The 13,260-nt window shown below is 61.1% G+C and carries 13 protein-coding genes; 9 read left to right on the top strand and 4 right to left on the bottom strand.

Going from position 1 to position 13,260, the window contains the following annotated elements; translation table 11 throughout:
• Positions 1–2 precede the first annotated feature (2 nt).
• The 4 genes from hpaI to xseA form a co-directional block, all read right to left on the bottom strand.
• On the bottom strand, positions 3–809 hold the full coding sequence (gene hpaI / locus FH061_RS16685) for a 4-hydroxy-2-oxoheptanedioate aldolase (RefSeq protein ID WP_151636970.1): 807 nt from the start codon (positions 807–809) through the stop codon (positions 3–5).
• A gap of 104 nt (positions 810–913) precedes the next feature.
• Positions 914–1,132 (bottom strand): hypothetical protein, encoded by a 219-nt coding sequence (locus FH061_RS16690; RefSeq protein WP_151636971.1) that lies wholly within the window; start codon positions 1,130–1,132, stop codon positions 914–916.
• A gap of 391 nt (positions 1,133–1,523) precedes the next feature.
• Positions 1,524–2,102 (bottom strand): superoxide dismutase, encoded by a 579-nt coding sequence (locus tag FH061_RS16695; protein WP_151636972.1) that lies wholly within the window; start codon positions 2,100–2,102, stop codon positions 1,524–1,526.
• A 174-nt stretch (positions 2,103–2,276) separates the two neighbouring features.
• Positions 2,277–3,650 (bottom strand): exodeoxyribonuclease VII large subunit, encoded by a 1,374-nt coding sequence (xseA, locus tag FH061_RS16700; RefSeq protein WP_151636973.1) that lies wholly within the window; start codon positions 3,648–3,650, stop codon positions 2,277–2,279.
• Between the two features lie 312 nt (positions 3,651–3,962).
• Here xseA and FH061_RS16705 point away from each other — a divergent pair, with 312 nt between their 5' ends.
• The 9 genes from FH061_RS16705 (at position 3,963) to ggt (ending at position 13,182) form a co-directional block, all read left to right on the top strand.
• Entirely contained in the window at positions 3,963–4,568 is a 606-nt protein-coding gene (locus FH061_RS16705; RefSeq protein ID WP_151636974.1) for a MotA/TolQ/ExbB proton channel family protein, read from the top strand.
• Between the two features lie 9 nt (positions 4,569–4,577).
• Positions 4,578–5,012: an ExbD/TolR family protein gene (locus FH061_RS16710; RefSeq protein ID WP_151636975.1), complete on the top strand. Its 435-nt coding sequence runs from the start codon at positions 4,578–4,580 to the stop codon at positions 5,010–5,012.
• Complete coding sequence (gene lpxK / locus FH061_RS16715; protein WP_151636976.1) at positions 5,009–6,022, top strand: tetraacyldisaccharide 4'-kinase; 1,014 nt, start codon at positions 5,009–5,011, stop codon at positions 6,020–6,022. Before FH061_RS16710 ends, lpxK begins: the two co-directional genes overlap by 4 nt.
• Positions 6,003–6,191 carry a Trm112 family protein gene (locus FH061_RS16720; protein WP_151636977.1) on the top strand — a complete coding sequence of 63 codons (189 nt, stop codon included), beginning with the start codon at positions 6,003–6,005 and terminating at the stop codon, positions 6,189–6,191. Before lpxK ends, FH061_RS16720 begins: the two co-directional genes overlap by 20 nt.
• Positions 6,192–6,265: 74 nt before the next feature.
• On the top strand, positions 6,266–7,024 hold the full coding sequence (gene kdsB / locus FH061_RS16725; RefSeq protein WP_151636978.1) for a 3-deoxy-manno-octulosonate cytidylyltransferase: 759 nt from the start codon (positions 6,266–6,268) through the stop codon (positions 7,022–7,024).
• 137 nt (positions 7,025–7,161) lie between these two features.
• On the top strand, positions 7,162–7,818 hold the full coding sequence (adk, locus tag FH061_RS16730; protein ID WP_151636979.1) for an adenylate kinase: 657 nt from the start codon (positions 7,162–7,164) through the stop codon (positions 7,816–7,818).
• 371 nt (positions 7,819–8,189) lie between these two features.
• Entirely contained in the window at positions 8,190–10,355 is a 2,166-nt protein-coding gene (locus FH061_RS16735; protein ID WP_151636980.1) for a sodium-translocating pyrophosphatase, read from the top strand.
• A 169-nt stretch (positions 10,356–10,524) separates the two neighbouring features.
• The gene (locus FH061_RS16740; protein WP_151636981.1) at positions 10,525–11,283 is read left to right on the top strand and encodes a 3-hydroxyacyl-CoA dehydrogenase; all 759 of its coding nucleotides are present in this window, start codon (positions 10,525–10,527) and stop codon (positions 11,281–11,283) included.
• Between the two features lie 96 nt (positions 11,284–11,379).
• Positions 11,380–13,182: a gamma-glutamyltransferase gene (ggt, locus tag FH061_RS16745; protein WP_151637076.1), complete on the top strand. Its 1,803-nt coding sequence runs from the start codon at positions 11,380–11,382 to the stop codon at positions 13,180–13,182.
• The last annotated feature ends 78 nt before the right edge of the window (positions 13,183–13,260 follow it).

Genomic DNA, 13,260 nt, shown 5'->3' on the forward strand with positions numbered 1-13,260 from the left:
AGCTAATAACCCGGCCGCGGCGCCGAAGGCATGGTCTGTTCGCCGCCCTTGAAATGCGCAGCCAGCGCGCTGGTCGCCTGCGCCAGCATGATGGCGTCCACGCCGACGGCGACAAAGCTGCATCCGAGATCCAGATAGCGCCGCGCAAGGCTGCGGTCGGTGGCGAGGATGCCCGCCGCCTTGCCGGCCGCGATCACGGTGCCGATGGCTTCGTCGATCGCCTTCATGACATCGGGATGCGAGGGATTTCCCCGATGGCCCATGGATGCGGAAAGATCGGCGGGACCGATGAACACGCCATCGACGCCATCCACGGCGGCAATCGCGGCGAGATTGCGCAGGGCAGCCTGCGACTCCGCCTGCACCAGCAGGCAGATTTCGTTGTTGCTTTCATCGAGGTAGCCCGGAATGCGGTTCCAGCGGGATGCCCGCGCCAGTGCGCTGCCAACGCCGCGTATGCCTTCCGGAGGGTAACGCGTGGCGCGTACCAGTTCCGCTGCCTGTTCCGCCGTCTCCACCATCGGCACCAGGAGGCTCTGCACGCCGAGGTCGAGGTACTGCTTGATCAATACCGTATCGCCTATCGGCGGGCGGGCGACCGCATGCGATGCATAAGGCGCCACTGCCTGCAGCTGGGAGAGCAGGCTGCGTACATCATTGGGCGCATGCTCTCCATCGATAAGCAGCCAGTCGAAACCGGCGCCGGCACAGATTTCGGCGGAGTAGGGATGAGCGAGGCCGACCCACAGGCCAATCTGGGCTTGCCGGCCGGCGAGTGCGCGCTTGAAGGAATTGATCGGCGTTTGCATGAGACCTCAAGGAGTGGTTGACGACGAAGGAGAACCCTATGGTAATGGCAGTCAGGAAAACGTGTCGTCGACTGCTCCTTGAGGCGAGCTGCTGATTCAGCCAGTCAGGTCGTTACCGGCCCGATAGTGCCCGGGAATTCCGGCGGCGTCGCATCCGGCAGGATTTCCGGTCCCTGCGGACCGGATGGCGCGATCGGGTCCAGTGGCGGAGAGATTTCCGGCTCCGGCTGCTGCGAGGGTGCTATTTCCGGAGAGGGATTCGGGGTGACCGGTATCTCTGGCGGCGTCGGATCCGGAGTATGGTTTGTCTGGTCGTGTGTCATGGCAGTGCTCCTCATTTAAATGCCTATTCATGACAGCATTATCGATGTGCAATTTTTACCGGGACATGTACAAAGTGCGGTGGTCATGTCGAGGCTCAGCTGTCGCATTCATGTTGCGATAAAAGCATTGCAACATCTGTTCCATCATGGGCTCGATATGGAGACGGCAGTCAGGTGATATGTCGGATTGAAGAGACCGATAACTTTGATGCGACTGCGGACAGGGAGTGCGGCCCCGCACATACTTGCCTCGCTGAAAGCGGACAAGGCGATATTGCCGCTGCTCGTCATCACTGCCTTCAGCTTTGCGCGGAAGCCGGAGCCTATTCCCGCGCCGTCAAAAACAAAGCCCGCTTGCGCGGGCTTTGCGTGAATGCGGCTGCTTGATGGATCAGGCGAAGTTCTTCGCAACAAAATCCCAGTTCACCACGTTCCAGAATGCCTCGACGAATTTCGGACGGGCATTGCGGTAGTCGATGTAGTAAGCGTGCTCCCAGACGTCGCAGGTCAGCAGCGGCTTGTCAGCGCTGGTCAGCGGCGTGCCGGCGTTGGACGTGTTGGCGATGTCGACGGAGCCGTCAGCCTTCTTGACCAGCCAGGTCCAGCCGGAACCGAAGTTGGTCACGCAGGACTTGGTGAATTCTTCCTTGAACTTGTCGAAGGAGCCGTACTTGGCATTGATGGCGTCCGCCAGCGCGCCGGTCGGTGCGCCGCCGCCGTTCGGCTTCATGCAGTTCCAGAAGAAGGTGTGGTTCCAGACCTGCGCGGAGTTGTTGAATACGCCGCCCGACGACTTCTTGATGATGTCTTCCAGCGATGCGTTCTCGTACTCGGTGCCCTTGATCAGGTTGTTCAGGTTGGTCACGTAAGTCTGGTGATGCTTGCCATAGTGGTACTCCAGCGTTTCCTTGGAGATGTGCGGCTGCAGTGCGTCCATCGCGTAAGGCAAAGGTGGCAGGGTATGTTCCATGTGGCTTCCTTTCTGTTTTCGGGCGGTTGATGTTGTTTTTGAAAGAGCTCAATTGTATGTCGGATGCGGCAAGCCTGCATGAAGGCGCGTTTTGATCCAACGCCAATAAACACGGGGAACCGGCATGCTGTCATTGCCGGCGAATATCGACTATGCGGGAAGCAATATCGTCATTCAGTCCAGCGTCGGCTGCACGCTGGCAATGCCGACTTCCGCCGCACCGTCGGCGAGACGCACGGTGACGACTTCGCGCGGCCGTATATCCCTGGGCGACCGGATCAGCCTGCCCTTGGCGTCAGTGACCATGGCATAGCCGCGTTCCAGCGTCCGTTGCGGATTGAGCAGTTCGAGTTGTGCGGAAAGCGCGGCGAGCGCCTGGCGGCGCTGCGCGGCGGCCGTTGACATTGTCGTCGAAAGCCGGCGGGCATTGTCCGCCAGCCTTGCCCGGGCGGCAGCGGTCTGCGGCAGCCGCGCGTGAAGCCGCAGGTGCAACTGGTTCACTGCAAACCGCGCCTGGTTCAGGGGCGTGCGCGTGGCATGCGCAAGCCGGGTCTGCAGGGACTGCAGTTTCAGGCGTTCATGGGCAATGTAGGAGGAGGGGCTGACCAGCCGCCGCGCCAGCCAGTCCAGCGTCTGGTGCGTGTCGGCCAGTTGCCGGCGCAATGCCCGCGTCAGGTCGTCGGCATGGGATTCGAGCATGCCCAGCCAGTCAGCGCGGGGCGCTGCCGCCATTTCCGCCGCCGCGGTCGGCGTGGGCGCACGCAGATCGGCCGCGAAGTCGGCGATGGTGAAGTCGGTTTCATGGCCGACGCCGGAAATGACCGGCATGGAGCAGGCGGCAATTGCCCGCGCCACCGCTTCCTCATTGAATGACCACAGATCCTCGATGCTGCCTCCGCCGCGGCAGACCAGCAGGGTATCGACCTCGGCGCGGGCGGATGCGGTGGCGATCGCCTGGGCGATCTTTGCGCCCGCGCCTTCGCCCTGCACCGGCGTGGGATAGAGGATCACCCGCACATGCGGTGCCCGGCGGCGCAGGGTGGTGAGGATGTCGCGCAGCGCCGCCGCCTGCGGACTGGTCACGATGCCGACGGTGCGGGCAAACAAGGCAAGCGGCCGCTTGCGCGCCGGGTCGAACAGTCCTTCGGCGGTCAGCTGTTCCTTCAAGCGCAAGAAGGCCTCGTAGAGGTTGCCGATCCCGGCGCGTCGAATCGCCTCCACGTTCAACTGGTAATCGCCGCGCGGAGCGTACAGCGTCACCAGTGCGCGCACCTCGACCTTGTCGCCTTCGCGCGGCGTGAATCCGGCATATTGCGCGCGGCCGCGGAACATGACCGCACGCACCTGGGCGGCATCATCCTTGAGCGTGAAATACCAGTGGCCTGACGCGGCGCGGGTGAAATTGGATATCTCGCCGGAAACCCAGGCCAGCGGAAAATTTCGTTCCAGCATGCGGGCTACCGACTGGTTCAAGGCGGACACCGTCATTACCGCAGGCTGGGCAGGGGCAGACGTCAGTGCATTTTCATTAAGATTTTCGATCGACATTCGACCTCCTGCCAAGGAGCTGTCCACAGACGGGCGATAGTGTCCGCTCACTGTCACAGTTGGTTACAATCAACTTTGGCTTGATATAAGTCATTGATTTAAAAAGTGAGTCGTTTTTTCGCTTGTTACTCTGGAGCAAAAGAAAAGCCTTATGAATCAAGCGCTTTCGCCGATTCCCACAGACTTTCCCACAAAGTTATCCACAGGATGCGGGCGGGGCTAGCGAGCACTTTCGGGCGACATGCCTGCTTGATCGCAGCGTCCCAACACGATACATTCTGCATCCGTCTGAAATGAACCAAGGAGCCTGTTTTGCTCGCCATTATCCAAGCCGCCGGCTGGCCCATCTGGCCGCTGCTGATCGCATCCGTCATCGGGCTGGCCCTGATCATCGAGCGCTTATTGTACCTGCGACGCAATCGCATCCTTCCGCCGAACCTGCTCAATGAAGTGATCCGGGTGTACCAGAACGGCAAGGTCGGGTCCGACGTAGTCACCAATCTGGAACAGAACTCTCCGCTCGGGCGCGTACTGGCGGCCGGGCTGCGCAACGTCGATGCGCCGCGCGAAGTCATGAAGGAGTCGATCGAGGAAGCAGGGCGCGGCACCGCTCATGAGCTCGAGCGCTTCCTGACCACGCTTGGCACGATCGCAACCCTGGCGCCGCTGATGGGCCTGTTCGGCACGGTCGTCGGCATGATCGAAATCTTCGGATCGCAGAATGCTACCGGCACCAATCCGGCACAGCTCGCGCATGGTATTTCCATAGCCCTGTACAACACCGGGTTCGGCCTCGCGATCGCCATGCCTACTCTGGTGTTCTATCGCCATTTTCGTGCACTGGTTGACAGTTTCATCGTCGACATGGAGCAGCAGGCCGTGAAATTCGTCGACAGCGTCCACAGCAACCGGAAATAGGTCGTCATCATGAACTTTCGCAAGGGCAAGGGCAGGGAAGATCCGGACATCAACCTGATTCCCTTCATTGACGTTCTGCTCGTCATTCTCATCTTTCTGATGGTGACCACCACCTACAGCAAATTTACCGCGCTGCAGATCACGCTGCCAACGGCCGATGCCGAAAAAGCGCTGGAACAGCCGCAGGAAATCAATGTGGGCATCGACGCCCAGGGGCGTTATGCCATCGACAACAGGCAGATCGCGGTACGCGATGCCGGCGGACTGGCCGAAGAGCTCAAGGCGGCGGCCGGAGCCGGCGGACAGGCGAAGCAAGATCCGGTCATCATCATCAATGCCGACGCCACTGCGGCCCACCAGCTCGTGATCAATGTGCTGGAAGCCGCGCGTATGGCCGGCTTTGCCAAAGTCACGTTTGCCGCGCAGTCCAGCGGCAAGAAATGAGGCGTGCCGAGGCAGTATTGCTGCAGGCATGGCAGCGGCGCGGGCTTCTGGCCTGCGCGCTGCTGCCGCTATCGCTGCTGTTTCGCGTGCTGGTTGGAACCCGCCGCCTGCTTTTCCGTTTGGGCATACTGAAGAGCACCCGGCTGCGGGTGCCCGTGGTCATCGTCGGCAACATCTTCATCGGCGGCACTGGAAAAACGCCCCTGACGATCTGGCTTGTGCAGGAGTTCAGGCGTGCCGGTTTGATGCCGGGCGTCATTTCGCGCGGCTACGGCAGCCGGCATGAACGGCCCACCGCGGTGACCGGCGCTTCGGCTCCCGCGGAAGTCGGCGACGAACCGGTACTCATCGCCGCCCGGACGCAATGCCCGGTCATGGTCGGGCGCAACCGCGTGGAGGCGGCAGCGGCGCTGCTGGCCAGCAATCCCGAAGTCGATATCATCATCTCCGATGACGGTCTTCAGCATTACGCCCTGCAGAGGGATGTTGAGATCGTGCTGTGCGACGAACGCGGCGATGGCAATGGCTGGACGCTTCCCGCCGGACCCTTGCGTGAACCCGCCTCGCGCCGCCGTGATTTTACGGTCGTCAATGCGCCGGCACTTCCCGGGGCGATAGCCCAACCTGCATATCGCATGCTGCTCGCCGGTGATCTCGCCGAGCGCTTGTGCGATCGCACGCAGACCATGGCGCTGTCCTCCTTGCCTGCATCCCGCATCTGGGCGGCAGCGGGGATTGGCAACCCGGCAAGATTTTTCGCCATGCTGGAAAAAGCCGGCGTACGGGCGAAGACCCTTGCCTTGCCGGATCATTACGACTTCGCCGGCAACCCCTTCGCAGGCATCGAAGCCGATATCATCCTGATCACGGAGAAGGATGCAGTAAAATGTACGCAAATTGATATGCTGAAGAATGACCCGCGCCTGTGGGTCGTACCCGTGACGGCACGCATCGACCGCGTGCTGGCCGAACGAATAGTGGAGAAATGTCGTGGACGCCCGACTGCTTGAAATCCTGGTTTGCCCGCTGTGCAAGGGGCCTCTTGAATACGACAAGACCGCGCAGGAACTGATCTGCAACCCGGACAAGCTTGCTTATCCGATCCGTGACGGCATTCCTATCATGTGGGCGGACGAAGCGCGCGATCTCAATGCGCCGGCCTCGTCTCCCACCGCCTGACAGCAGCCCAATTCACCGGCGGAGCGCCATCGGCGTTATTCGTCATCGCTCCGTCCCGTCACTGGAATCGCATCATGTCGTTTACCGTCATCATCCCTGCGCGACTGGCGTCGACGCGCCTGCCCAATAAACCGCTTGCCGATCTCGGAGGCAAACCCATGGTGGTGCGGGTTGCCGAGCGGGCTGCCCTGTCCGGCGCAACGCAGGTGGCGGTGGCGACCGACCATCCAGACATCGCGGCTGCCTGCCGCGAGCATGGCATCGATGTCCATATGACGCGTGCCGATCATCCGTCCGGAACGGACCGCATCGCCGAAGTCGCTGCCGCGCTGGCATTGCCGGACGAGGCTGTGATCGTCAACGTGCAGGGTGACGAACCGCTGATCGATCCCGGACTGGTGGCGGCGACCGCCGCCCTGATCCGTTCGGATACGCCAATGGCAACGGCGGCTCACGCCATTCATTCGGCGGCTGATGCGTTCAATCCCAACATCGTCAAGGTCGTGCTCGACAAGGCGGGCAGGGCGCTGTATTTTTCGCGCGCCACGATTCCCTGGCACCGCGACGGCTTTGCACAATCCACGGATCTGCTGCCGAACGGCTACCAGCCGCTGCGCCATATCGGGCTGTATGCCTACAGCAATGCCTTCCTGCAGGCTTACCCGCGCCTCGAGATTTCACCGCTCGAACAGATCGAAGCACTCGAACAACTCAGGGTGCTCTGGCACGGTTTTCCGATTGCGGTCCATGTTACCGACAGGGCTCCCGCTGCCGGAGTAGATACGCCGGAAGACCTGGCGCGCGTCAGAACGCATTTTGGTCAAGAAAAATAGAAGAAATCCCAATGGCGCCTGCCGTTCAGGCAAGATTCTGTGGTAAGTTTCATGAAAAGTTGGCGTGATACAAACACGCCCATACGGGAAATTTATCCCGCATTGCAAAAAATTTAAAACCAGTCTAGGAAAATGTCATGCGTCTTATCCTTCTCGGAGCGCCTGGTGCCGGTAAAGGCACTCAAGCGAATTTCATCAAGGAAAAATTCAATATTCCGCAAATTTCAACCGGCGACATGCTGCGCGCTGCGGTGAAGGCGGGAACGCCGCTGGGGATTGAAGCCAAGAAGGTCATGGATGCCGGCGGACTGGTTTCCGACGACATCATCATCGGTCTGGTCAAGGATCGCCTGAAGCAGCCGGATTGTGCCAACGGCTATCTGTTCGACGGCTTCCCGCGCACCATTCCTCAGGCAGATGCGATGAAAGAGGCTGGCGTCGCCATCGACTATGTGCTCGAGATCGACGTGCCGGATTCGGCAATCATCGAGCGCATGAGCGGACGCCGCGTACATCAGTCTTCCGGCCGCACCTATCATGTGGCTTTCAATCCGCCCAAGGTGGAAGGCAAGGATGACGTCACCGGCGAAGAACTGATCCAGCGCGATGACGACAAGGAAGACACGGTACGCAAGCGTCTCGCTGTTTATCACGAACAGACTGAGGTGCTGGTCGACTACTACAACAAGTGGGCTGCTTCCGGCCAGCCGGGAGCGCCGAGGTATCGGAAGATCGAAGGTGTCGGACCGGTGGAAACGATACGGGACAGGGCTTTCGCAGCCTTGGCTGAATAAGGAAAAGCGGACCATGTGTCCGCTTTTTTGTTTTTGCGGGATGAACCTAATTCAAACCCGCGAACCAAAACTGGAAAGTGCATTTCGATGACCATGTTGGTGAGCGTGAGCGCATGGGTGTCGAGACATGGAAAACAGATCCAACTACACCGGAACAAATCTGAGAGGCAAGAGCTTGCAACACAGCGATTGCCGATGCGATGAGCTTCAACCAGTTGTGTAAAAAGTTTTGCAGTGCGTAGTAGCCGAAGGACCCAGGCACATAGGCAGCGGATGCCAGCAGATACCGATACGGCAGCATGAGTGTCGTCCAGTCCTCCGGAACATCGTCGTTGTTTTAACTTTGTCGACAACAACATGGAGGAGTCGTTATGGCAACAGGTTTATGGTTTGCCGTAGTGTGCGGCGTGCTCGCCGTCGTCTACGGTCTGGTGTCGCGCAGTTGGATTCTTAAGCAGAATGCCGGCAATGCTCGAATGCAGGAAATCTCGCTCGCCGTCCAGCAAGGAGCAGCGGCATATCTCGGCCGACAATACCGGACCATCGCCGTTGTCGGCGTCATTCTCTTCATCCTGATTGCCATCCTTCCCGGCCTGGGCATGAAAACCGCCATCGGCTTCCTCGTCGGCGCGGTATTGTCCGGCGCCTGCGGCTTTATTGGCATGAATGTCTCCGTGCGGGCCAACGTGCGAACGGCCCAGGCGGCTGTTACCGGCATGAACGAAGCGCTCAATGTGGCATTCCGCGGCGGGGCGATTACCGGCATGCTGGTGGCCGGACTTGGCCTGCTTGGCGTCGCGCTGTTTTACTGGTACCTGGCGAGCGCGGGAGGCGACGTGACCAACGCGCATGATGTCATCAAGCCGCTGATCGGCCTCGGATTCGGCGCGTCCCTGATTTCCATCTTCGCGCGCCTTGGCGGCGGGATCTTCACCAAGGGCGCGGATGTCGGAGCGGACCTGGTCGGCAAGGTCGAAGCCGGCATTCCCGAAGACGATCCCCGCAATCCCGCGGTCATTGCCGACAACGTCGGCGACAATGTCGGCGACTGCGCCGGCATGGCCGCCGATCTGTTCGAGACCTATGTGGTCACGCTGATTGCGACAATGCTGCTGGGTGCATTGATGATCAAGGGCGCGGAAAGCCAGGCGGTGCTGTATCCGCTGCTGCTGGCGGCGGTGTCCATCCCGGCATCCATCGTGGGCTGCTCGATGGTCAAGGCCAAGCCCGGCAAGAAGATCATGTCGGCGCTTTATACCGGGCTGTGGTGGGCCGCCGGCCTGTCGCTGATCGGCTTCGCCCTGGTGACCTGGTGGCTGATGCCCGAACCGATGCGGGTGCCGATGATGGGGTCCGCCGTGGTCGGCATCGTCCTCACGGCGCTGATGGTCTATATCACCGAGTACTACACCGGTACCGACTACAAGCCGGTTCGCCATATCGCCGAAGCTTCGACCACCGGACATGGCACCAACATCATCGCCGGCTTGGGCGTCTCCATGAAAGCCACCGCCTATCCGGTGCTGGCCGTCTGCGCCGCCATCCTCGCGACTTACTGGCTCGCCGGCCTGTACGGCGTCGCCATTGCCGCGACCGCCATGCTGTCGATGGCCGGCATCATCGTTGCCCTGGATGCCTACGGTCCCATCACCGACAATGCGGGCGGGATCGCGGAAATGGCCGACATGCCCGAATCGGTGCGCGCCATTACCGATCCGCTGGATGCGGTCGGCAATACCACCAAGGCGGTTACCAAGGGATATGCGATCGGGTCGGCCGGCCTGGCTGCGCTGGTCCTGTTCGCCGATTACACCCATGCGCTCGACTCGGTCGGCAAGAGCACATCCTTCGATCTGTCGAATCCGATGGTGATCGTCGGTCTCTTCATCGGCGGCCTCATTCCCTACCTGTTCGGCGCCATGGCGATGGAGGCGGTAGGGCGGGCCGCCGGCGCGGTGGTCGTCGAAGTGCGACGCCAGTTCCGCGACATCAAGGGCATCATGGATGGCAGCGGCAAGCCCGAGTACGACAAGGCGGTCGATATGCTCACCGCCTCGGCGATCAAGGAAATGATCCTGCCGTCGCTGCTGCCCGTGGTGGTCCCGATCGCAGTGGGGCTGCTTCTCGGCCCGGCCGCGCTGGGCGGCTTGTTGATGGGTACGATCATCACCGGACTGTTCGTTGCCATCTCGATGACCACCGGCGGCGGCGCCTGGGACAATGCCAAGAAATACATCGAGGATGGTCATCACGGCGGCAAGGGGTCCGACTCCCACAAGGCAGCCGTCACCGGAGACACCGTCGGCGATCCCTACAAGGACACCGCCGGTCCGGCCGTCAATCCGCTGATCAAGATCATCAATATCGTTGCCCTGCTGATGGTGCCGCTGCTGCCGGCCGTCGGACCGCAAACAGCGGGCAGGGAATTCACCTTTCCCGACGCTGTGTCGATGAAGTCAGCGCCGGCCGCGGGTTCTCCCGCAGCAGCGCCTGCGCCTGGAATCCCGGCGCAACGCACTTCGGGCCAGAAACCCTGAGCTGGTCTGCTTGAAAAGGCGGCTGCGGCCGCCTTTTGCTTTTCAGGCAAAAAATTGGCTACAATGCCCTTGGCTTACGTTTACGTAAACGTCATCGGCTCGCCGCCTTGTCGCGTCATCAGATGTCGTTGGGCGTCATTGAAATTTCCAATTTGAAAAAGGGACGAAGATGCAGATTCAGAATAGTGTATTCATCATCACCGGCGGGGCTTCCGGACTGGGTGCGGCCACTGCGCGAATGATCGTGGAGAATGGCGGCAAGGTGGTGCTGGCGGATGTTCAGGTAGAGGCCGGCGAGAAGCTTGCCGCGGAGCTGAATGGACTTTTTCTGAAGTGCGACGTAACGTCCGAGGCCGACGGCAAGGCAGTGGTGGATGCGGCAACTGGGCTCGGCACCCTGCGCGGACTGGTCAATTGCGCCGGCGTGGCGCCTGCGGTCAAAACGGTCGGCAAGGACGGGCCGCATCCTCTGGAAGTCTTCCAGCGGGTCATCAACATCAATCTCGTGGGCACATTCAACATGGCGCGCCTGGCAGCCGATGCCATGTCCAAGACCGAAGGCAATGAGCAGGGCGAGCGCGGCGTCATCATCAATACCGCATCGGTTGCCGCCTATGACGGCCAGATTGGCCAGGCTGCCTATGGCTCGTCGAAGGCCGGCGTGGTCGGACTCACTCTGCCGATGGCACGCGATCTGTCTCGCAATGGCATCCGTGTCATGACCATCGCTCCGGGTATCTTCGAAACGCCGATGCTGCTGGGCATGCCCCAGGAAGTTCAGGATGCGCTGGGCCGCATGGTGCCGTTTCCCCCGCGTCTGGGCAAGCCGCAGGAATATGCGCATCTCGCCAAGACCATCATCGAAAATACGATGCTCAATGGCGAAACGATCCGTCTCGACGGCGCGATCCGCATGCAGCCCAAGTAAGGAAAGAGCGGGAAGAATGGCGCAGCCGGATTGGTCCGGCCACCTGTCCGGCTGGCGCTTTTCTGTTGCCGGGAGTTTGTATTGAATAAAACAAGAATGCCCTTGCTTGCCGCCGTGGCGGTATTGGCCGGTGGTTGCGCCGGAACCGCGCCGGTACAAGTACGCGGGCCGGCACCGGAGGCATCATTGCCGCAGCAAGCCGGCATGCAGGCTCCCGAGCGCTCCACCGGGTATGCCGACAAGCCCGGCTGGGCGGCAAGGAAATACATGGTGGCCGCAGCCAATCCGCTGGCCACCGGCGCCGGCTATCAGGTGCTGCGCGCTGGTGGCACCGCCGTCGATGCGGCGATTGCGGTGCAGATGGTATTGACCCTGGTGGAACCCCAGTCATCAGGAATTGGCGGCGGCGCCTTTCTGCTGCATTCCGACGGCAAGACGGTGAAGGCCTTCGACGGCCGCGAAACCGCGCCCATGGCTGCCACCGACAGGCTGTTTTTCGGCGCCGACGGCAAGCCGGTCAATTTCTACAATGCCGTTGTCGGCGGCCGCGCGGTTGGCGTGCCCGGCGTATTGCGCATGCTGGAACTGGCCCACCGGGAATACGGCCGGTTGCCATGGGCTTCGCTGTTTGCTCCCGCCATCGCGCTGGCACAGGAAGGTTTTGCCGTCAGTCCGCGGCTCCATGCCATGCTCAACTCCGAGCAGCATTTGAGGAAAGATCCTGTCGCTGCGTCTTACTTTTATGACCGCGGCGGCAATCCATGGCCGATCGGACATCTGCTGAAAAATCCGGAGCTGGCCGATGTGTTGCGCGATATTGCCATCAACGGCGCCGATGCGTTCTACAAAGGCCGGCTTGCGGAAGATATCGAGGCGAAGGTGAAAGGCCATCCGGCCAACCCGGGATTGCTCACTGCAACCGATATCGCGGCTTACCAGGCAAAGGTGCGTGAACCGGTCTGCTCGGACTACCGGGCGTGGACGGTATGCGGCATGCCGCCGCCGTCATCGGGCGGCATCGCCGTCGCGCAAATGCTGGGGATTCTTGAAACCCGCGACATGCGTGCGCTTGCCCCGCAAAACGGTGCGCTGAACGCGGAAGCCATCCATCTGTTTTCCGAAGCTGGGCGGCTGGCTTACGCCGACCGCAGCCGCTATGTCGCCGATACCGATTTCATTGCCCTGCCGGGCAGTGGCGCAAAAGCCTTGCTCGACAAGCAATACCTTGCCGGGCGCGCGGCGCTGATCAGCGACAAGTCGATGGGTGTCGCCAAGTCCGGCATGCCCTTTGCGGCTGCATTGACATCAGGGCTCGATACGTCACCCGAGCTGCCGTCCACCTCGCATATTTCGATTGTCGATGCCAGAGGCAACGCTGTCTCGATGACAACGTCCATTGAAGACGCATTCGGTTCGCGACAGATGGTCCGGGGCTTCCTGCTCAATAACCATCTGACCGATTTCTCCTTCGACGCTGCCGATGCGAACGGACCGATTGCGAACCGGATCCAGCCTGGCAAGCGCCCGCGCAGCTCCATGGCGCCTACTCTGGTATTCGAGAAGGGCAGCAACAGGCTGGTAATGTCGACTGGCTCTCCCGGCGGCTCTGCCATCATCAATTACGTCGGCAAGGTGCTGATCGGAACGCTGGATTGGGGGCTCAACGTGCAGCAGGCAATCAGTCTGCCGAATTTCGGCAGCCGCAATGGACCGACCGAACTGGAGCAAGGCCGCGTTGATGCCGCGCTCGCTGACCAGCTGAAAGCCAAGGGGCACAATGTGCGCATGATCGAGCAGACCTCGGGCTTGCAGGGAATCATGCGGATGAACATCCACGGCGAGGAAATGTGGTTTGGTGGCGCGGATCCGCGCCGCGAGGGGATTGTCAAGGGCGATTGAGGCTAGGCTGTGTTTGATAAGCGTTGCGAGCGGTTCGGATTGGCGCCGAGGAGCGCACGCGTACGCAGGGTACGCCGA

This window comes from Noviherbaspirillum aerium (assembly GCF_008929045.1).
Lineage (GTDB): Bacteria > Pseudomonadota > Gammaproteobacteria > Burkholderiales > Burkholderiaceae_D > Noviherbaspirillum > Noviherbaspirillum aerium.